The organism is Kitasatospora sp. NPDC101801 (assembly GCF_044766665.1).
Taxonomy (GTDB): Bacteria; Actinomycetota; Actinomycetes; order Streptomycetales; family Streptomycetaceae; genus Kitasatospora.
The window spans coordinates 31353-45902 of the sequence record NZ_JBIWML010000033.1 but is presented as its reverse complement, the minus strand read 5'-3'; the positions used below and the strand labels follow the sequence as shown (position 1 = coordinate 45902).

The 14550-nt window shown below is 73.2% G+C and carries 10 protein-coding genes; all 10 read right to left on the bottom strand.

Features of this window, described 5'->3' with window-relative positions; all coding sequences use genetic code 11:
* The 10 genes from ACIRPK_RS28025 to ACIRPK_RS27980 all read right to left on the bottom strand — a co-directional run bounded on the left by ACIRPK_RS28025 (nt 1) and on the right by ACIRPK_RS27980 (nt 14496).
* Nucleotides 1-1539, bottom strand: a complete 1539-nt coding sequence (locus ACIRPK_RS28025) for a class I tRNA ligase family protein (RefSeq protein ID WP_403043184.1) — start codon at nt 1537-1539, stop codon at nt 1-3.
* Entirely contained in the window at nt 1536-1907 is a 372-nt protein-coding gene (locus ACIRPK_RS28020; protein ID WP_403043182.1) for a cupin domain-containing protein, read from the bottom strand. The genes ACIRPK_RS28025 and ACIRPK_RS28020 overlap by 4 nt, the downstream gene beginning before the upstream one ends.
* Nucleotides 1907-3187 (bottom strand): SidA/IucD/PvdA family monooxygenase, encoded by a 1281-nt coding sequence (locus ACIRPK_RS28015; protein WP_403043179.1) that lies wholly within the window; start codon nt 3185-3187, stop codon nt 1907-1909. The genes ACIRPK_RS28020 and ACIRPK_RS28015 overlap by 1 nt, the downstream gene beginning before the upstream one ends.
* Nucleotides 3188-3327: 140 nt before the next feature.
* Nucleotides 3328-4764 (bottom strand): XRE family transcriptional regulator, encoded by a 1437-nt coding sequence (locus tag ACIRPK_RS28010; protein WP_403043177.1) that lies wholly within the window; start codon nt 4762-4764, stop codon nt 3328-3330.
* Between the two features lie 184 nt (nt 4765-4948).
* Nucleotides 4949-6196, bottom strand: coding sequence for an MFS transporter (locus ACIRPK_RS28005; protein WP_403043175.1), 1248 nt, complete (start codon nt 6194-6196; stop codon nt 4949-4951).
* Between the two features lie 133 nt (nt 6197-6329).
* Complete coding sequence (locus ACIRPK_RS28000) at nt 6330-7157, bottom strand: isocitrate lyase/phosphoenolpyruvate mutase family protein (RefSeq protein ID WP_403043172.1); 828 nt, start codon at nt 7155-7157, stop codon at nt 6330-6332.
* A 235-nt stretch (nt 7158-7392) separates the two neighbouring features.
* Nucleotides 7393-8691, bottom strand: a complete 1299-nt coding sequence (locus tag ACIRPK_RS27995; RefSeq protein WP_403043169.1) for an MFS transporter — start codon at nt 8689-8691, stop codon at nt 7393-7395.
* A 100-nt stretch (nt 8692-8791) separates the two neighbouring features.
* Complete coding sequence (locus ACIRPK_RS27990; protein ID WP_403043167.1) at nt 8792-10552, bottom strand: FixH family protein; 1761 nt, start codon at nt 10550-10552, stop codon at nt 8792-8794.
* A 191-nt stretch (nt 10553-10743) separates the two neighbouring features.
* Nucleotides 10744-11556, bottom strand: coding sequence for a dimethylarginine dimethylaminohydrolase family protein (locus ACIRPK_RS27985; protein ID WP_403043164.1), 813 nt, complete (start codon nt 11554-11556; stop codon nt 10744-10746).
* A gap of 186 nt (nt 11557-11742) precedes the next feature.
* Entirely contained in the window at nt 11743-14496 is a 2754-nt protein-coding gene (locus ACIRPK_RS27980) for an AAA family ATPase (protein WP_403043161.1), read from the bottom strand.
* Between the last annotated feature and the right edge of the window lie 54 nt (nt 14497-14550).

Below are 14550 nucleotides of genomic sequence, written 5' to 3'. Positions count from 1 at the left end.
TCAGACCGCCCCACCGGTGAGCCGGGGCAGGACCTTCGGGGTGATCTCGGTGGTCTCGTCGCGGAACCGGACGGCGGTGTCGTCCAGGGCCGCGGCGGCCAGGTCGATCAGGATCGGGGCGGCGCCGCGCAGCACGGCCTCCAGCTGGTGGTAGAAGTCCCCCGCCAGCTCGGCGGTCACCTGCCAGCGGTCCAGCCGGCCGAGCTGCTCGGCCAGCGTCTCGGCCGCCCGGCCGAGGCTGAAGGCCGGCAACTGGTAGGTGGCGGCGAATCGTTGGGTGATCCGGTCGGCGGCGAACCGGGACGCGGCGGAGACCGGAAGGGTCTGCCCGGCCCACTGCTCGGCCTTGGCGGCCACCCGGTTCCACGGCTCGATCAGCCGGGCGCCGGTGACGGCCTCCAGTGCTCCCCAGCCGAAGTTGGTGCGCTGGTTCTCCGGGCTGGTGGCGGCCAGGTGGAACCGGCCGACGTCCCGGGGCAGCCGGTCCGCCAGGTCCTGTCCCCAGACCAGGTGACCCCGGCTGGTGGAGAACTTCTGGTGCTCCAGCTCGTAGAACTCGTTGGTGACGAACCCGGCCGGCAGGGCGTAGCGGTCGCCCAGGGCGAGCAGCATCGCGGCCCCGGCGATGGCGAACGGGAAGGTGTTGTCGAAGCCGAGGAAGTAGACCACCTCGGTCTCCGCCTCCGGCCACCAGAGCTGGTCGTCGGCGGCCAGCAGCTCGCCGCGCTTCTCGGCACCGAGGGCGGTGGTGTAGATGGACCAGGCCATCGTCTCGGCGTTCGGGTTGATGGTCTGCCCGGCCACCTCGGGGAACGGGGCGGGGATGCCCCAGGAGATCGGGTAGGTGATCGGGAGGTCGGGCAGCGGGCTGTCCAGCATCTCCTGCACGGCCTGCGCCATGTGCGGGCGGAGCGCGGCCCCGCTGCTCGCGAAGTACTCCTTCAGGCGGGTCCGGTATTCCTCCAACGGCAGGACCAGGACCGGGACTTCGCGCATCTCGACCACGGCGTCGGGGTGCTCGGTGGAGCGTGGGTCGATCAGGTCGCCGGCCGCCGAGGAGTGGCCGCAGCTCTCGCAGAGACCTGCGCAGCCCTCGGTCAGGCAGACCGGGCAGCCGCCCTTGACGTAGCCGTCCACCAGGTACTCGCCGGTGCTCGGCAGGAAGGGGAAGCGGGCCGGCTTCAGCACGATCTTGCCGGCCGAGTGCAGTCGGCTGACGAAGTCCAGCACCAGCTTGGTGAACCGTTCCTCGTCCCGGCTGAAGCCGTCGACCTCGATGCCCATCGCGGCCAGGGTGGCCTCGATCCGGGCGGTGGAGTCGGCCACCAGGGCCTCGGGAGTGGTGCCCAGCCGGCGGGCGGTGGTGACCACGAAGGTCGAGGTGTCCTGGGCGCCGGTGCCGAAGACGGTCTCCCGGCCGGCCGCCCGCTGGTAGCGGGTGTACACGTCGGCGGCCAGGAACGGCCCCGCCAGGTGGCCGAGGTGCAGGTCTCCGTTGGCGGTCGGGGCGGGGGAGATCACCGCCACGCGCTTGCTCATGACTTCTCCTTCTGGTGACGGGCCAGGAAGGTGTCCGACATCTCGGTGTCCCACCAGATCCCGTAGTACTCGAAGTCCTCCTGGTGGTTGTTGACCACCTTGTGCGTGCAGCCGGGCGGCAGGCGGACGATGTCGCCGGCGATGAACTCGTGGTCGGTGCCGTCGACCACCAGGGTCGAGCGGCCCGCCATGGCGATGAAGATCTCGTACTCGTGGTGGGCGTGCGGAGTGGACTCCCCGCCGCCGCTGACCACGCACCAGGCGCCCTCGAAGGGTGCGTTGAGCGCGTCCCAGGGCTGCAGGCGTTCGCCGAGGATGCCGTAGGCGGGGGTCAGGTTGGCCCGGTCGAGGCGGCGGATCAGCGACATCACAGACCCCGCTCGGCCGAGACGGTGCGGCGGTCGAGCAGGTCGGTGGTGATCTCGTGCGAGCGGTGTGCCAGCACGCTCAGCAGCGAGTCGGAGATGCCGTGGGTGGCCTCGTTGAAGCCCTGCAGGTAGAGCCCGGCCCGGGTGGAGTCACCGAGGTCGACCCGGTAGCGGCGGTTGACCGCGATGTCCTCGATGCCGACCTGGCCGGCCAGGTGCCGCACCATCGCGGGCATCCGCTGGTCGTAGCCGGTCCCGAGCAGCACCAGGTCGCAGCGGATCTGGTCGGTCTTGCCGGTCCGGCGGTCGCGCAGCTCCAGCACCACCTCGCCGTCCTCCTCGCGGGTCTCCAGCACCTCGGTCATCGACCGGACGGCGGAGCGCTGCGAGCCGGAGAGCTTCTGCTCGTAGAGCATCGAGTAGGTCTCGTCCAGGAACGGGGCGGCCAGTCCGGCGTAGTTGGTCAGCCGGATCTCCTCGAGGATCTGCTTGCGGGCCTCGACGGGGCTGTCGTGGAACTCGTTCACGAAGGAGGGGAAGAAGAGCTCGTTGACGAACTTGCTGGTCTGGTAGTTCTGCAGACCGATCGAACGGTGGATCAGGGTGGGCTGGCTGAGCGGCAGGTCCTTGTGCACGGCCATGAACATCTCGGCGGCGCTCTGCGCCGCGCCGATCACCACCACCCGGACCGGTCGGTCGATCGGGTACTGGGCGATCCGGGTGCTGTACGCGGTGCTGTGGATGACCCGGTCGGCCGGCAGGTGGGCGAACTCCTTCGGGACGTGGGCGTCCCGGCCAGTGCCGACCACCAGGTCCCGGGCGTCCACCGTGTCGCCGTTGGTGAGGGTGACCCGCCAGCCGATCACGGTGCCGTCGTCGGCCCGGCGGGGCGCCACGCTCTGGCCCTTGGCGTTGTAGCGGATGCCCACGTGCTCCAGCGAGTTGGCCACCCACTGCAGGTACTCGGAGAGCTCCCGGCGGAAGGGGTTGAAGGTGCCGAGGTTGACGAACTCGTCGAGCCGGCCCTTGGCGTGCAGGAAGGAGAGGAAGGAGAACCGGCTCTGCGGGTTCCGCAGCGTCACCAGGTCCTTGACGAAGGAGACCTGGCTGCGGGCGAAGGGCAGCAGCAGGTTCCGCTGCCACTTCACGTCCGGGTACTGCTCCAGGATCAGGGTGTCGTTGGCCAGACCGGTGGAGCCGGACTCCTCGATCGCCACGGCCAGGGCCAGGTTGGACGGGCCGGCACCGATTGCCAGGACCTCGACCTCGTGGTTCGTCATTGCTATGCCACCTCGCTACTCGTCCTACCGCCCCTTCGAGCGAGTAGGTGTTCCGTCGCCGTTCTGGTGTTCGGCGTCGTTCGGTAGGACGAGTCAAGCGAGTGCGGCTGTTGATCGGCAGCCTTGTCCGGCAAGGCCGATCAAGCGGCCCCGGCGGCCAGTTGTTCGGTCGGGCCGGTCAACTGCCCGGTGCCGTGCTCCGGTCGCATCCGGGCGAACGGCAACTCCCGGCGAGGCTGCAGGTTGTGGGCCGGATCGCGGTCCGAGACGAAGGCCCGGACCAACGGGTCGACCCGGTGGGTGCCCGGCCGTTCACCCGGTCCGAGCATCCCGGCATCGACCAACTCGTCGATCAATTCGTCCGATCCGGCCGGGATTGATTCCTCGACCCGCAGCTCGGAATCCGCCCGCTGGGCCAGCAGATCGAGCAATTCGGCCGCCCGATCGCCCAGTTGCACGTGCGCGGAGTTGAGCGACTCGCGCATCGACAGGTCCCCGACGCTCAGCCAGCCCAGCAGGGTGTCCGGACGCTCCAGCCGGCTCGCCGCCCAGCGCAGCGAGATGTCCGGCCGGGCGGCCAGCTTGCGGGTGGCGATGTCCAGAGCCAGCGGCAGGTCGCCGCAGAGCTCCGCCAGCCGGTCCGCGCCGGCCGGGTCGGCCTGGGCCCGTTCGGGCAGCGCCCGGGCGATCAGCTCGACCGAGTCGGCCCGGGACAACGGCTCCAGCCTGATCCGCCGGACGTCCCGCAGACCGAGCAGCGGGGTGCGGCTCACCATGATGGTGGTGCTGGTCCCGCTGTCCGCCAGCAGCGGCCTGATCTGCCGCTCGCAGTGCACGTTCTCCAGCAGCACCAGCACGCTGCGCCGGGCCAGCAGCGAGCGGAACAGCCCCGCCTGCTGGTCCGGTGCGGCCGGTATTCGCTCGGCGGGCACCCCCAGCGCGGACAGGAAGCCGCCGACCAGCGCCGCCAGGTCGAAGGTCGCCTTGGTCAACGGGCCCAGGTCGGCGTAGAGCTGACCGTCCACCAGCCGGTCGGCCAGGCCGTACGCGTGGTGCAGGGCCAGCTCGCTCTTGCCGACCCCGACCCGGCCGCTGATCAGCACCGGGCTGCCGCCCGGCCCGCCGAGCCGGGCCAGCTCCGCCGCCCGGCCGACGAACCCCTGCGGGCGCAGCGGCAGTTGGGCCGGTCGGGGCAGGCCGTCGGCTGGCCGTCGGTCCGCCACCGCCAGCGGCGTCACCGGGGCCGACGGCGCCTGCTCGGCGGCCGGCTCGGTCACCGACAGCGCCGGCCGCGGCCCGACCACCGGCAGCCCTCCTCCGGCGGCGGCCACCAGCCAGCGCCGCCGCCACTCCTCCCGGTCCCCCTGGCAGGCCTCCACGTACCCCAACGCCACCTGCAGGGTGGGCAGTCGGTGTCCGTTCGCGGCGCTGGACAGCACCGAGGCCGAGTACATCGCGGTCCTGGCCATGTCCCGATAGGTCGGGTTGCCAGCCTCCGCACGCAGTCGACGGAGCCGGCTCGCGAACTCCGCGACCGCGCCACCCGTCTCGTCCACCGGCTTCTCCGGCCTCCCCATGTTCTTCAACCCCTTTTGTTCACACGCACACAGACGGCCTGTGTGCCGACGGAAATGCCCCGGGGGAGCGGGGCGGCCGGTGTCACCGGCCGGCCCACTCCCCCGGGTTACCTACGGAAAAGCACGGCGGACAGGGCGGACCGGTGTCTCCGGCCGTTCCCCTCCTCCGTGCGTCGTGCCGCCGTCAGGTCGCAAGGTGCCCCCGCAGGCCCACCCGGGCGCAGAGCCCGGCGATCACGCCGAGTACTCCGCAGACCGCCCAGATCCCGTTCCCCAGCGTGCTCCAGGCGAACACGCCGAGCGTGGGGCCCAGTGCCATGCCGAGCCCGAAGACGGCCTGGTGGGCGGCGATGTAACGGGCCTTCACCGCCGCGGGATAGGTGGCGGGGTGCGCGAACATGGTCGGTCCGCTGGTCATCACCCCGAGGACGAACAGCACCGTGCAGGCGACGATCGTCACGCTGGAGCCGAACGGCAGGCCGTAGCCGGCCACCCCGATTCCCATCAGCGCGGTGCCACCGGCACCCGCCACGTACGGCTTCCAGTTCTTCACATAGCTGGTGATCTTCAGTTCGCAGAGGATCAGGATGACCGAGGAGGCCGTCAGCACCCCGCTGTACAGCGCGGCCGGGTGCCCCTCCTCGGTGATCTTCAGTGGCAGCGCCACCGTGTACTGGACGTAGATCAACGCCCCGAACAGCACCGAGACCAGGAAGGCCAGGTACCGCCCGTCCCGGAACAGCAGGGCGTAGGCGCCGCCCCGCACTCCGGGTTCGTCCGCCGTCCCCACCTCCTCCTCTTCTTCTCGGGGTGCGGCCACCTTGGGCAGCAGCGTCAGCGCCAGCAGCGCGTAGCCGAGCGCGGTGGCCGCGTCCAGGTAGAACAACAGGTCCCAGTCGACCAGGATCAGCCCGGCCGCGATCAGCGGGCTGAGCGCGGCACCGCCGTTCATCGCTATCCGCATCATCGAGAAGCCCATCACCCGGTGCTCGTCCGGGATCAGGTCGCTGAGCAGCACGGCGGCGGCTGGCCGGTACGACTGGGTGGCCAGGCCCGCCAGCGCGATCGCGGCCAGCAGCAGCCCGAACCGGCCGGGCCCGCTCAGGGTCGGGACCAGCGCCAGGATCACCGCCGACGTGGACATCGCGCCGACGATGGTGGCCCTCGGGCCGAACCGCTGGGTCAGCTCGCCCCCGAGGATGGTGCCCAGCACCGCGCCGGCGCTGTACGCGGTGAGGGCGAATCCCGCCTGGCCGACGGAGAACTCACGTGCCGTCAGGTAGAGCACCAGGAAGGTCTGGACGAACGCGCCCATCTGGTTCACGAGTACGCCTCCGAGCAGGTACCTGACCTGCACCGGTGTCGCTCTCAGGGTGGCCAGGACGCCCATCGGGGCGTCCGTTCTCTTGGCTGTGCTGATAGTGCTGGTCATAGGTCCTCGATCCCGGTTGGCTGTGCACGGTTCGGAAAGGCCCGGGCACCGTGGTGCCCGGACCTCACAGCCCGTTCAACCCGCATGGGTCGGGACCCGACCGGGGGTGGCGGCCCGCAGGCCGCCGTCGGGCTCAGCGGTTGAAACTGCCGTTCACCGCGCCGAAGTCCAGCGCGCCCGCCAGCTCGTCGTACGTGCCCTTGCCGACCAGCTCGGCGGCGGCGCGCTGGGCCAGCGTGTACGCGGCCTGCGCGACGGCGGTGCCGACGCTGACCCGGCGGACGCCGGCGGCCTCGAACTCGGCCACCGTCGGCGCACCCGGACCGGCCATCACGTTGACCGGCAGCGGCTGACCCTGCACCAGCTCCGCGATCACCGCCAGGTCGAGCAGGCCCGGCACGAACAGGCTGTCCGCACCGGCCTCGGCGTAGACGGCCGCGCGGGCCAGCACGTCGGCCGCCCGGCCCTCGGGCGCACCGATCCCGAACAGGAACACGTCGGTGCGCAGGTTGATCACCAGCTCCGGCAGCCCGGCCTGCTCGGCCGCCTGCCGGGCCGCCCGGATCCGGGCGGCCTGCTCCTCGGCCGTGAACAGCTCGAAGTTCGGCTTGGAGTCCTCGAGGTTCACCCCGACCACCCCGGCGCCGATCACCGCGGTGACGGTGGCCGCCACGTCCTCGGGCGCGAGCCCGTAGCCGGCCTCGATGTCGGCGGTCACCGGCAGCTCGACCGCCTCGACGATCCGGGCGACCGCCGCCACCATCTCGTCCCGGCTGAGCGCCTGCTGGTCCGGCCGGCCGGCCGACCAGGAGACGCCGCCACTGGTGGTGGCGATCGCCTTGGCACCGGCCTGCCCGATCAGCGCCGCGCTCCCGGCGTCCCAGGCGTTGGGAAGGACCAGGACACCGTCCTTGTGCAGCTCGCGGAGGAGGACGGCCTTGGCCTGCTGACTGTTCGTCATGACGCACCTTTCGTAAGGGGGTTTCATCGGAATACTCCCTATTCGCCCGAAGGACCGTCAACGGAACCGAACCGACTCCATCACCTCATCCACCAGCGACGTTGTCTCCCCCGAAGGTCCGTCAGGTCCGGCCGGCGCCCCGGGCGCGCCCACGCCGAAGCGGCGCCTCCGCTGGTGCGGAGACGCCGCTTCGGCGTGGGGGGAGGGTGGAGGTGGTGCGGACAGGGGGACGTACTCAGCTGCGCGCTTCCTCCGGCGTGAGCTCCACGGCGGCCGGAGCCTCCGGGGCGACCTCGGCCGGGGCCCGCTTGATCCGCATCGACAGCAGTGCCGCGCCGACGCTGAGCACACCGGCCACGTACCAGGCCGGCGCGTAGTCGCCGAAGCTGTCGCGGGTGACACCGGCCGCCGTGGCGGCGAAGGCGGCACCGAGCTGGTGACAGGCGAACACCCAGCCGAACACGATCCCGGCCGACATCCCGAAGTGCTCCCGGCAGAGCGCCACGGTGGGCGGCACGGTGGCGATGAAGTCCATGCCGTAGAAGATCACGAAGATCACCATCGGCCCGGTGATCTCCTCGCTGAACAGCGAGGGCAGCACCAGCAGCGACAGGCCGCGCAGCACGTAGTAGACGGCCAGCAGGATCCGCGAGTCGACCCGGTCCGAGAGCCAGCCGGACAGGATGGTGCCGATCAGGTCGAAGATGCCGATCATGGCGAGCAGGCCCGCCGCGGTGACGGTCGCCATGCCGTGGTCGTGGGCGGCGGGGATGAAGTGGGTGGCCACCAGTCCGTTGGTGGTGGCGCCACAGATCGCGAAGCCGACCGCGAGCAGCCAGAACGTCCGGGTCTTGGCGGCCTTCCGCAGACCGTCGACGGCGAGCTTGGCGGCGCTGCCGGTGGGGGCCGGCACCGGCACGATCTCGTCCCCGCCGTACGGCGGGATGCCCAGGTCGGCGGGGTGCTCGCGGAAGAACAGCAGGATCAGCGGCACCGTGGCGAGCGCCACCAGCGACACCACGATCGCGGCCGTCCGCCAGCCGCCCGAGGTCTCGGTCAGCGAGGCCACCAGCGGCAGGAAGATCAGCGAACCGGTCGCGCCGCCCGCCGACAGGATGCCGGTGACCAGCCCCTGGCGCTTGACGAACCACCGGGTGCCGATGGTCGCCACGAAACCGAGCGAGATGGATCCGGCGCCCAGGCCCACCAGCACGCCCCAGAGCATGACCAGCTGCCACGCCGACGTCATGAACACGGTCAGACCGCTGCCCAGCGCGATCAGGGTCATCGCACCGGCCGTCACCTTGCGGACGCCGAACCGCTCCATCAGGGCGGCGGCGAACGGTGCGGTGATGCCGTAGAGCGCGAGGTTGACCGACATGGCCAGTCCGATGATGCCGGACGACCAACCGAACTCTTCTTTGAGCGGCTCCACCAGTGCACCCGGGGTGGCCCGGAAGCCTGCCGCGCCGACCAGCGCGACGAAACCGATGGCCGCAATCATCCATGGCCAGATCTGCTTGTTTCGAATCACCTGGCCAGAGTGCTCGCCCCGGTTCCCATCCGGATAGCGCTGGTCCTCCACTTTGTCAGGTTCGGACCATGGTCCGGCGGTGCGTGATCCCATGCTTCGCTCAGCTCCCAATCGTCAATTTCTGCACGGACGTTGCTTGGTCGATGTCGGAGGTACGGACCGTCAGCGAGGCCACCCACTCACCCGCCAGCGGGAGCTGGACGGTGCCCGCCCACCGGCCGGTCCCCTCCGCTTGCAGAGCCACCGTCAGCGGCCCGACGTCCCGGGCCGGCAGGGTGAAGGTCAGCTCGACCTCCGCGACCTCCACCGGCTGCCCGTCCGGGCCGTCCAGGGCCAGCCGGACGGTGTTGTTGCCGACCGCCGGCGGGGCGACGCCCACGGTCGCGGCACCCTTGGCGTTGGCGGTCCGGCCGCCGGTGTCGTACGACAGCCTCAGCTCCACCGCCCGGCCCGGCGCGGCCGGCGCCGCCGAGCTCGGCGGCAGCGCGGCGACCGCCTGGGCCACCCGCCCGGGCGGGGCGCTGGTCAGCATCGTGGTCACCACCAGCACCACCGCCGCCACGCCCGCCTCCACCAGCACGGACCGCCGCAGGCCGGACCGCGCGGCGGCGCCGTCCGAGACCGGGTCGGTCCACAGCCGGGCCACCCAGCGGCGCGAGAACCAGGCCGCCCCGAGCATCACCGCCACGCACCCGACCTTGATCAGCAGCAGCCGCCCGTAGTCGGTGGAGGTCAGCGCGCTCCAGGAGCCCACACCGCGCCAGGACTGGTACACCCCGGTCAGCGCCAGCACCGTCACCGAGCCGAGCGCCACCTTGGAGTACCGCTCCACGCTCGCGGCCTCGACCCCCTGCCGCAGCCCGGTCAGCAGGGTCGCCAGCCCGCCCAGCCAGGCGGCCATCGCGAGCAGGTGCAGGACGGCCGTCGGCAGCGACAGCCAGACCTGGATGCCCACCGCGGAGTGGTCGGTGCCGACCCAGGTCGCCGCCAGCGCGACCGCCAGCAGCGCCCCGGTCAGGCCCAGCTTGGACCGGGCCGGCCGGGACAGCGGCTCCTCGCCGGGCTGGCCCGCCTGGCCGACCAGCAGGGCCAGGTACACCCCGCTCAGCACCAGCAGCAGCAGCCGGACCGCCAGCGCGGTGTAGATCCGCCCGTCCAGCGAGACGTGCGCCAGCGCCGGGTCGGCCGCCTGGGCGATCTTGCTGCCCCGCTCGTACGAGCCGCGCAGCAGCAGCAGGACCACCGTGGCCACCAGCAGGCCGAGCCAGCCGGTGACCAGCAGTTGCTGCACCTGCTTGACCGCCGCCCCGGCCGGCCAGCAGACCAGCACGAACGCCACCGCGCCGACCAGCAGCGCGAACGCGACGTACGCCGCCACCCGGCCGGTGTCGTACAGGAACGAGATCAGGCCGTCCGTCTTGACACCCTGGTTCGAGTCGGCCGGCACCACGGTGGCCGAGGGCGCGCCGATCGAGAACGTGAACGCGCCGCTGACCGGGTGCGAGTCGTCCGAGACGGCCCGCCAGGCCACCGTGTAGGTGCCGTCGGCGAGACCGCCGCGGAGCGAGACCCGGGCGGTGTCGCCCTTGCCGTCGGCCCGCCCGGAGTCGCCCGCGTCGACCTGCCTGCCCGCCGGGTCGAGCACCCGGACCGAGTCGGCACTGAGCGTCACGCCCTCGCTGAAGGTGAGCGTGACGGCGCTCGGCGCGGACGGCACCACCGAGTTCTGCGCCGGGTCGGTCGAGACCAGCGCCGCGTGCGCGGCCGCGCTGCCCGCACCGCCGAGCACCATCAGCACGGCCGCGAACAGCGCGACCAGTACGCCGGCGGTACGGCGTACCCACAGGGATCGTTCGGTCATTCCTTGCACTTCCCGGGCTGGTAGAGATGATCGGCAGCTCAATCTAGGACCGACCGGCACATGGGGGCGGGTGAAGGAGCGCCCGCCGCCTCGGCGACGCGACGCCACCCCCATGTACCGGTCGGTCCGACCCGGCGGCGCTCCCGCCGGGGGTCAGGCCGCTGCCTCGGGCGCCGCTGCCTGCCACAGCGTCAGGACGACGTCCTCGCAGGCGGGTTGTCCAGGGTCAGGGCGGTGCAGCGGACCCCGCCGCCCCCCTTGGCCAGCTCGGTGGTGTCCAGCTCGATCACCCGCAGGCCGCGCTCCCGCAGCTCGGCGGCGAGCCGCGGCGCGCCCTTGGTCATGGTCACCGTGGTGCCGTCGCCGACGAGGTTGAGCGCGAACTTCGCCGCCTCCTCGACCGACACCTCGATCAGCTCGGCCCCGAGCCCGCGCAGCCGCCGCAGGCTCGGTGCGTCGAGGGCCGCCGGGCAGTAGGCCAGGGTGTTCGGCAGGCCGACCACGCCGACCGCCAGGTCGAGGTCGTACCAGCGCGAACTCACGGTCTGCAGCGGCACCACCTCGTACTCCAGCTCCGCGGCCAGCACCGCCAGCATCCGCTGGTCGGTGCGCTGGCCGTGGGCCGCGAGCAGCAGGTCGCCGAAGGCCAGCGCGTCACCCTGGCCACTGAACGCGTAGGGCACCTCGATCACCTCGTACCCGCGCCAGGTCAGCCACTCCTGGAAGTACGACACCTCCGCCTTGCGCTCCGGCGGCGGGTTGCCCAGGATCGCCCGGCCGCCCCGGACCACGGCGGCGTTGGCGGTGAAGACCATGTCCGGGCACTCCGGCGCGGACGGCACGAACTCGACCTTGCGGCCGGCCGCCAGGTGCGCCGCCACGATGGCCTCGTGCTCGGCGATCGCGGCTGGCAGGTCGGGCTGGATCTCGGTGTGCATGTAGGGGTTGATCTCGTAGTCGACCCGGAAATGGGTCGCGTCGGAAACCAGCAGCTCACTGTTCACGGTTCATTCCCCTGGTCTGTCGGGTACCGGCTGGATCGGGCCGGTCGGAGGGCGCGGGCCGGGGTGCCGGGTGTCCGCTCGTCACCGAGTTCAACAGAGCGCCCGGTTGGTCGCCATCAACGGACCACGAAACAATCAACTCGGCCGCGACGGGCCCTCCCGGGACCTCCCGGGGCCGACGGTCCGTCAGGACGGCCGCCCGGCGAGCGCGGCGGCCAGCTGGGTGCGGGACCGGATGCCGAGCTTGCGGTAGATCCGGCTCAAGGTGCCCTCGACCGTCTTGACCGAGACGAACAGCTGCTGGGCCGCCTGCCGGTTGCTCGCACCCCCGCCGACCAGGGCGGCCAACCGCCGCTCGGTGCCGGTCAGTTCGTCCACCTGCGCCGTACCGCTGCCCGCCCCGGTGCCGTTCAGCCGGGCCAGCAGCTCCAGGGTCAGCTCCAGCCAGGGCCGGGCACCCGCCTCGGCCAGCAGGGCCGCCGCCTGCTCCCAGGCGGCCCGGGCGGCGGCCTGCCGCCGGCGCGACCGCTCGACCCGGCCGCACGCCACCAGCGTCCTGGCCTGCTCGACCGGAAGGCCGCTGCCGCCGAAGCCGTCCGCCGCCCGGCGCAGCACCGCCACCGCCTCCTCCCCGGCACCGGTACGGGCCAGCAGCACCCCGCGCGCCCGGCTCCAGGCCGCCGCCGTACCCGGGTGGGCCGCGACGGCCGGCCCGGCCTGCGCCAACAGCTCCCGGGCGAGGTCGGGCCGGCCGGCGGCGGCGAACGCCTCGATCGCGTCGGGCTGCCAGCGGAACATGGTGGGATCGGCCGCGGGACCGCCCTCCAGCCGGGCCAGCTCGGCGAAACCGGCCGACGCCCCCGCGCTGTCCCCGCCGTGCTGCCGGACCGCCGCCAGCACCCAGAGGTTCCGCGCCAGGTGCAGGGCGTCCCCCTCCTCCTCGGCCGCCCTGGCCCCGCAGGCGGCGTACCGCAGCGCGGCCGGGAAGGAGCCGCCGACGCTCTGCGCCAGGGCGGCGGTGTACCAGGCGGGGCCGAGCGAGAGCCCGGCCGAGACCGAGACCCGCACCGCCCGGTCGGCGCCGGCCAGCGCGTCCGGACAGCGGCCGAGCCGGGTGTCCACCTCGGCCAGGCTGCGCCAGATGTCCACCAGGTCCTCGGTGTCGCCGTGTCGCTCGGCCACCGCGAGCAGCCCGGTCAGCTGCTCCCTGGCCCAGGGCAGCCGGTCGTCGAAGACCGCGTGCCGGGCCGCCAGGTACTGCGCGCTGTTGCGCACCCCGAACCGGTGCGCGGGCACCGCCAGCGCCAGCGCCCGGCCGAGCGTCGCGGGCGCGCCGTCCCGGCCGAGCACCCGCTCCATCCGGGCCCGCATGGTCAGCGCGGCCGCCTCCAGCCCCGACTGCCCGCTCCGGTGCGCCAGTTCGGCCGCCCGGGTGGCCGCCCCGAGCGCCTCGCCGGGCGCCCCGTGGGTGACGTTCGCGGCGATCGCGGCCCGCAGCTCGACGGCGGCCAGCAGGCCGGGATCGGTGCCGGCCAGCTCGCGGCAGCGGGCGATCAGCGGGTCCAGGCCGGCCAGCGCCTGGCTGTGCGCGTCCACCACCGCGAGCAGGGCGGGGACTTGGTGCTCGGCCCCCGCGCGGGCGGCCGACACGGTGTCGGCGACCTGCCAGGCCAGGTCGGTCCGCCCGGCGACCGCCGCCTCCCGCGCGGCCGAGCCGAGCCGACGCAGCCGCAGCCCGGCGCCGGTGGCCGGGGTGAGCTCGGCGGCCAGCAGGAACAGCTCGGCCGCCAATTCCCGGTCCCCGCCCTGCCGGGCGGCTTCGCCGGCCGTCTCGGTGTCCTCCGCCAACTCCCGTTCGGTACCGCCCTGGTGGCCCAGCGCACGGTGCCGGAGCACCTGCACGGGATCGTCCACGGCGGCGGCCAGCGTGCGGTGCACGGCGGACCGGGCCGCCCGGCCCGCGGTGCAGGACGCCGCCTCCGCCAGCAGCGTGGCGGTGAACCGGACCCCAGGACCGGCCCGCAGGACGCCCGCCCGCCGGGCCTGCCGGAGGTGCTCCTCGGCCTCCTCGCACCCGGCCCGCAGCAGCAGCGCGGGCGTCGGCCGGTGGGCCAGCGCCGCCGCCAGCAGGGTGCTCCGGACCGGTCCGGGCAGTGCGCCCAGCCAGACCTCGGCCGCCTCCCGGGCCTCCGGCGGGACGGTCGGACGGCCGCGCGCGGACGGCGGCGTCTGGGCAAGTGCCGTGCAGCACAAGGAGGTCAGCAACCGGTGGCCGCCGCACTGCCGGTGCAGCAGCGCGGCCCACCGGGTGGGCAGCCCGTACCGGGAGAGCAGGGCCGAGGTCTCCGGCAGATCCAGGTCGGGCGCCCGGACCTCGGCCGGGTGCCCGCCCAGCAGCCGGGCCGCGGTCGGCGCTCCCCCGGTGCCGCGCTCGGTGACCACCGCGCGCAGCCGCTCGGCCGGCACCGTGCGCAGCGCGTAGCCGAGCAGGTCCGCGCTGGCCGGGTCGAGCCACTGGGCGCCGTCCACCACCAGCAACAGGCGCCCCGTGCCGAGCAGTTCGGCCAGGGTCAGCCGGGCGGCCGGCAGCTCCCCGCCCGCCAGCGGGCCCTCGGGGCTGCGGTGCAGCAGGCGGTCGACGACGGCGGCCCGGGTGGGCGGCAGGGCGTCCAGCAGCGGCGCCGGGCAGCCGGCCAGCAGCTGCGCCACCGCGCCGAAGGCCAGCTCCTGGTCGCCGTCCGCCGGGCTGATCCGCAGCACCGTCGGGGCCTGCGCGCCCCGGGCCTCGGTCAACTGCGCGACCAGGCTGGTCTTTCCCGAGCCCCACGGCCCGGTCACGACAAGGCGGCCGTGCTCGTCCAGCGCCCGCGCGGCCGTCGCCAGGGCGGCGGGCCACGAGGCGGCGGCTCCGGCCTGCGCCGACGTCAGCTGTGCTGCCACGACACGGCACGGTATGCGGCTGCGCCGGCGCTGGCAACGGTCCGGGCGCCGGAG

Excerpts from the sequence above, each read along its gene's own strand:
- ACIRPK_RS28025 (WP_403043184.1), bottom strand. The coding sequence starts at position 1,539 with ATGAGCAAGCGCGTGGCGGTGATCTCCCCCGCCCCGACCGCCAACGGA.
- ACIRPK_RS28020 (WP_403043182.1), bottom strand. The coding sequence starts at position 1,907 with ATGTCGCTGATCCGCCGCCTCGACCGGGCCAACCTGACCCCCGCCTAC.
- ACIRPK_RS28015 (WP_403043179.1), bottom strand. The coding sequence starts at position 3,187 with ATGACGAACCACGAGGTCGAGGTCCTGGCAATCGGTGCCGGCCCGTCC.
- ACIRPK_RS28010 (WP_403043177.1), bottom strand. The coding sequence starts at position 4,764 with ATGGGGAGGCCGGAGAAGCCGGTGGACGAGACGGGTGGCGCGGTCGCG.
- ACIRPK_RS28005 (WP_403043175.1), bottom strand. The coding sequence starts at position 6,196 with ATGACCAGCACTATCAGCACAGCCAAGAGAACGGACGCCCCGATGGGC.
- ACIRPK_RS28000 (WP_403043172.1), bottom strand. The coding sequence starts at position 7,157 with ATGACGAACAGTCAGCAGGCCAAGGCCGTCCTCCTCCGCGAGCTGCAC.
- ACIRPK_RS27990 (WP_403043167.1), bottom strand. The coding sequence starts at position 10,552 with ATGACCGAACGATCCCTGTGGGTACGCCGTACCGCCGGCGTACTGGTC.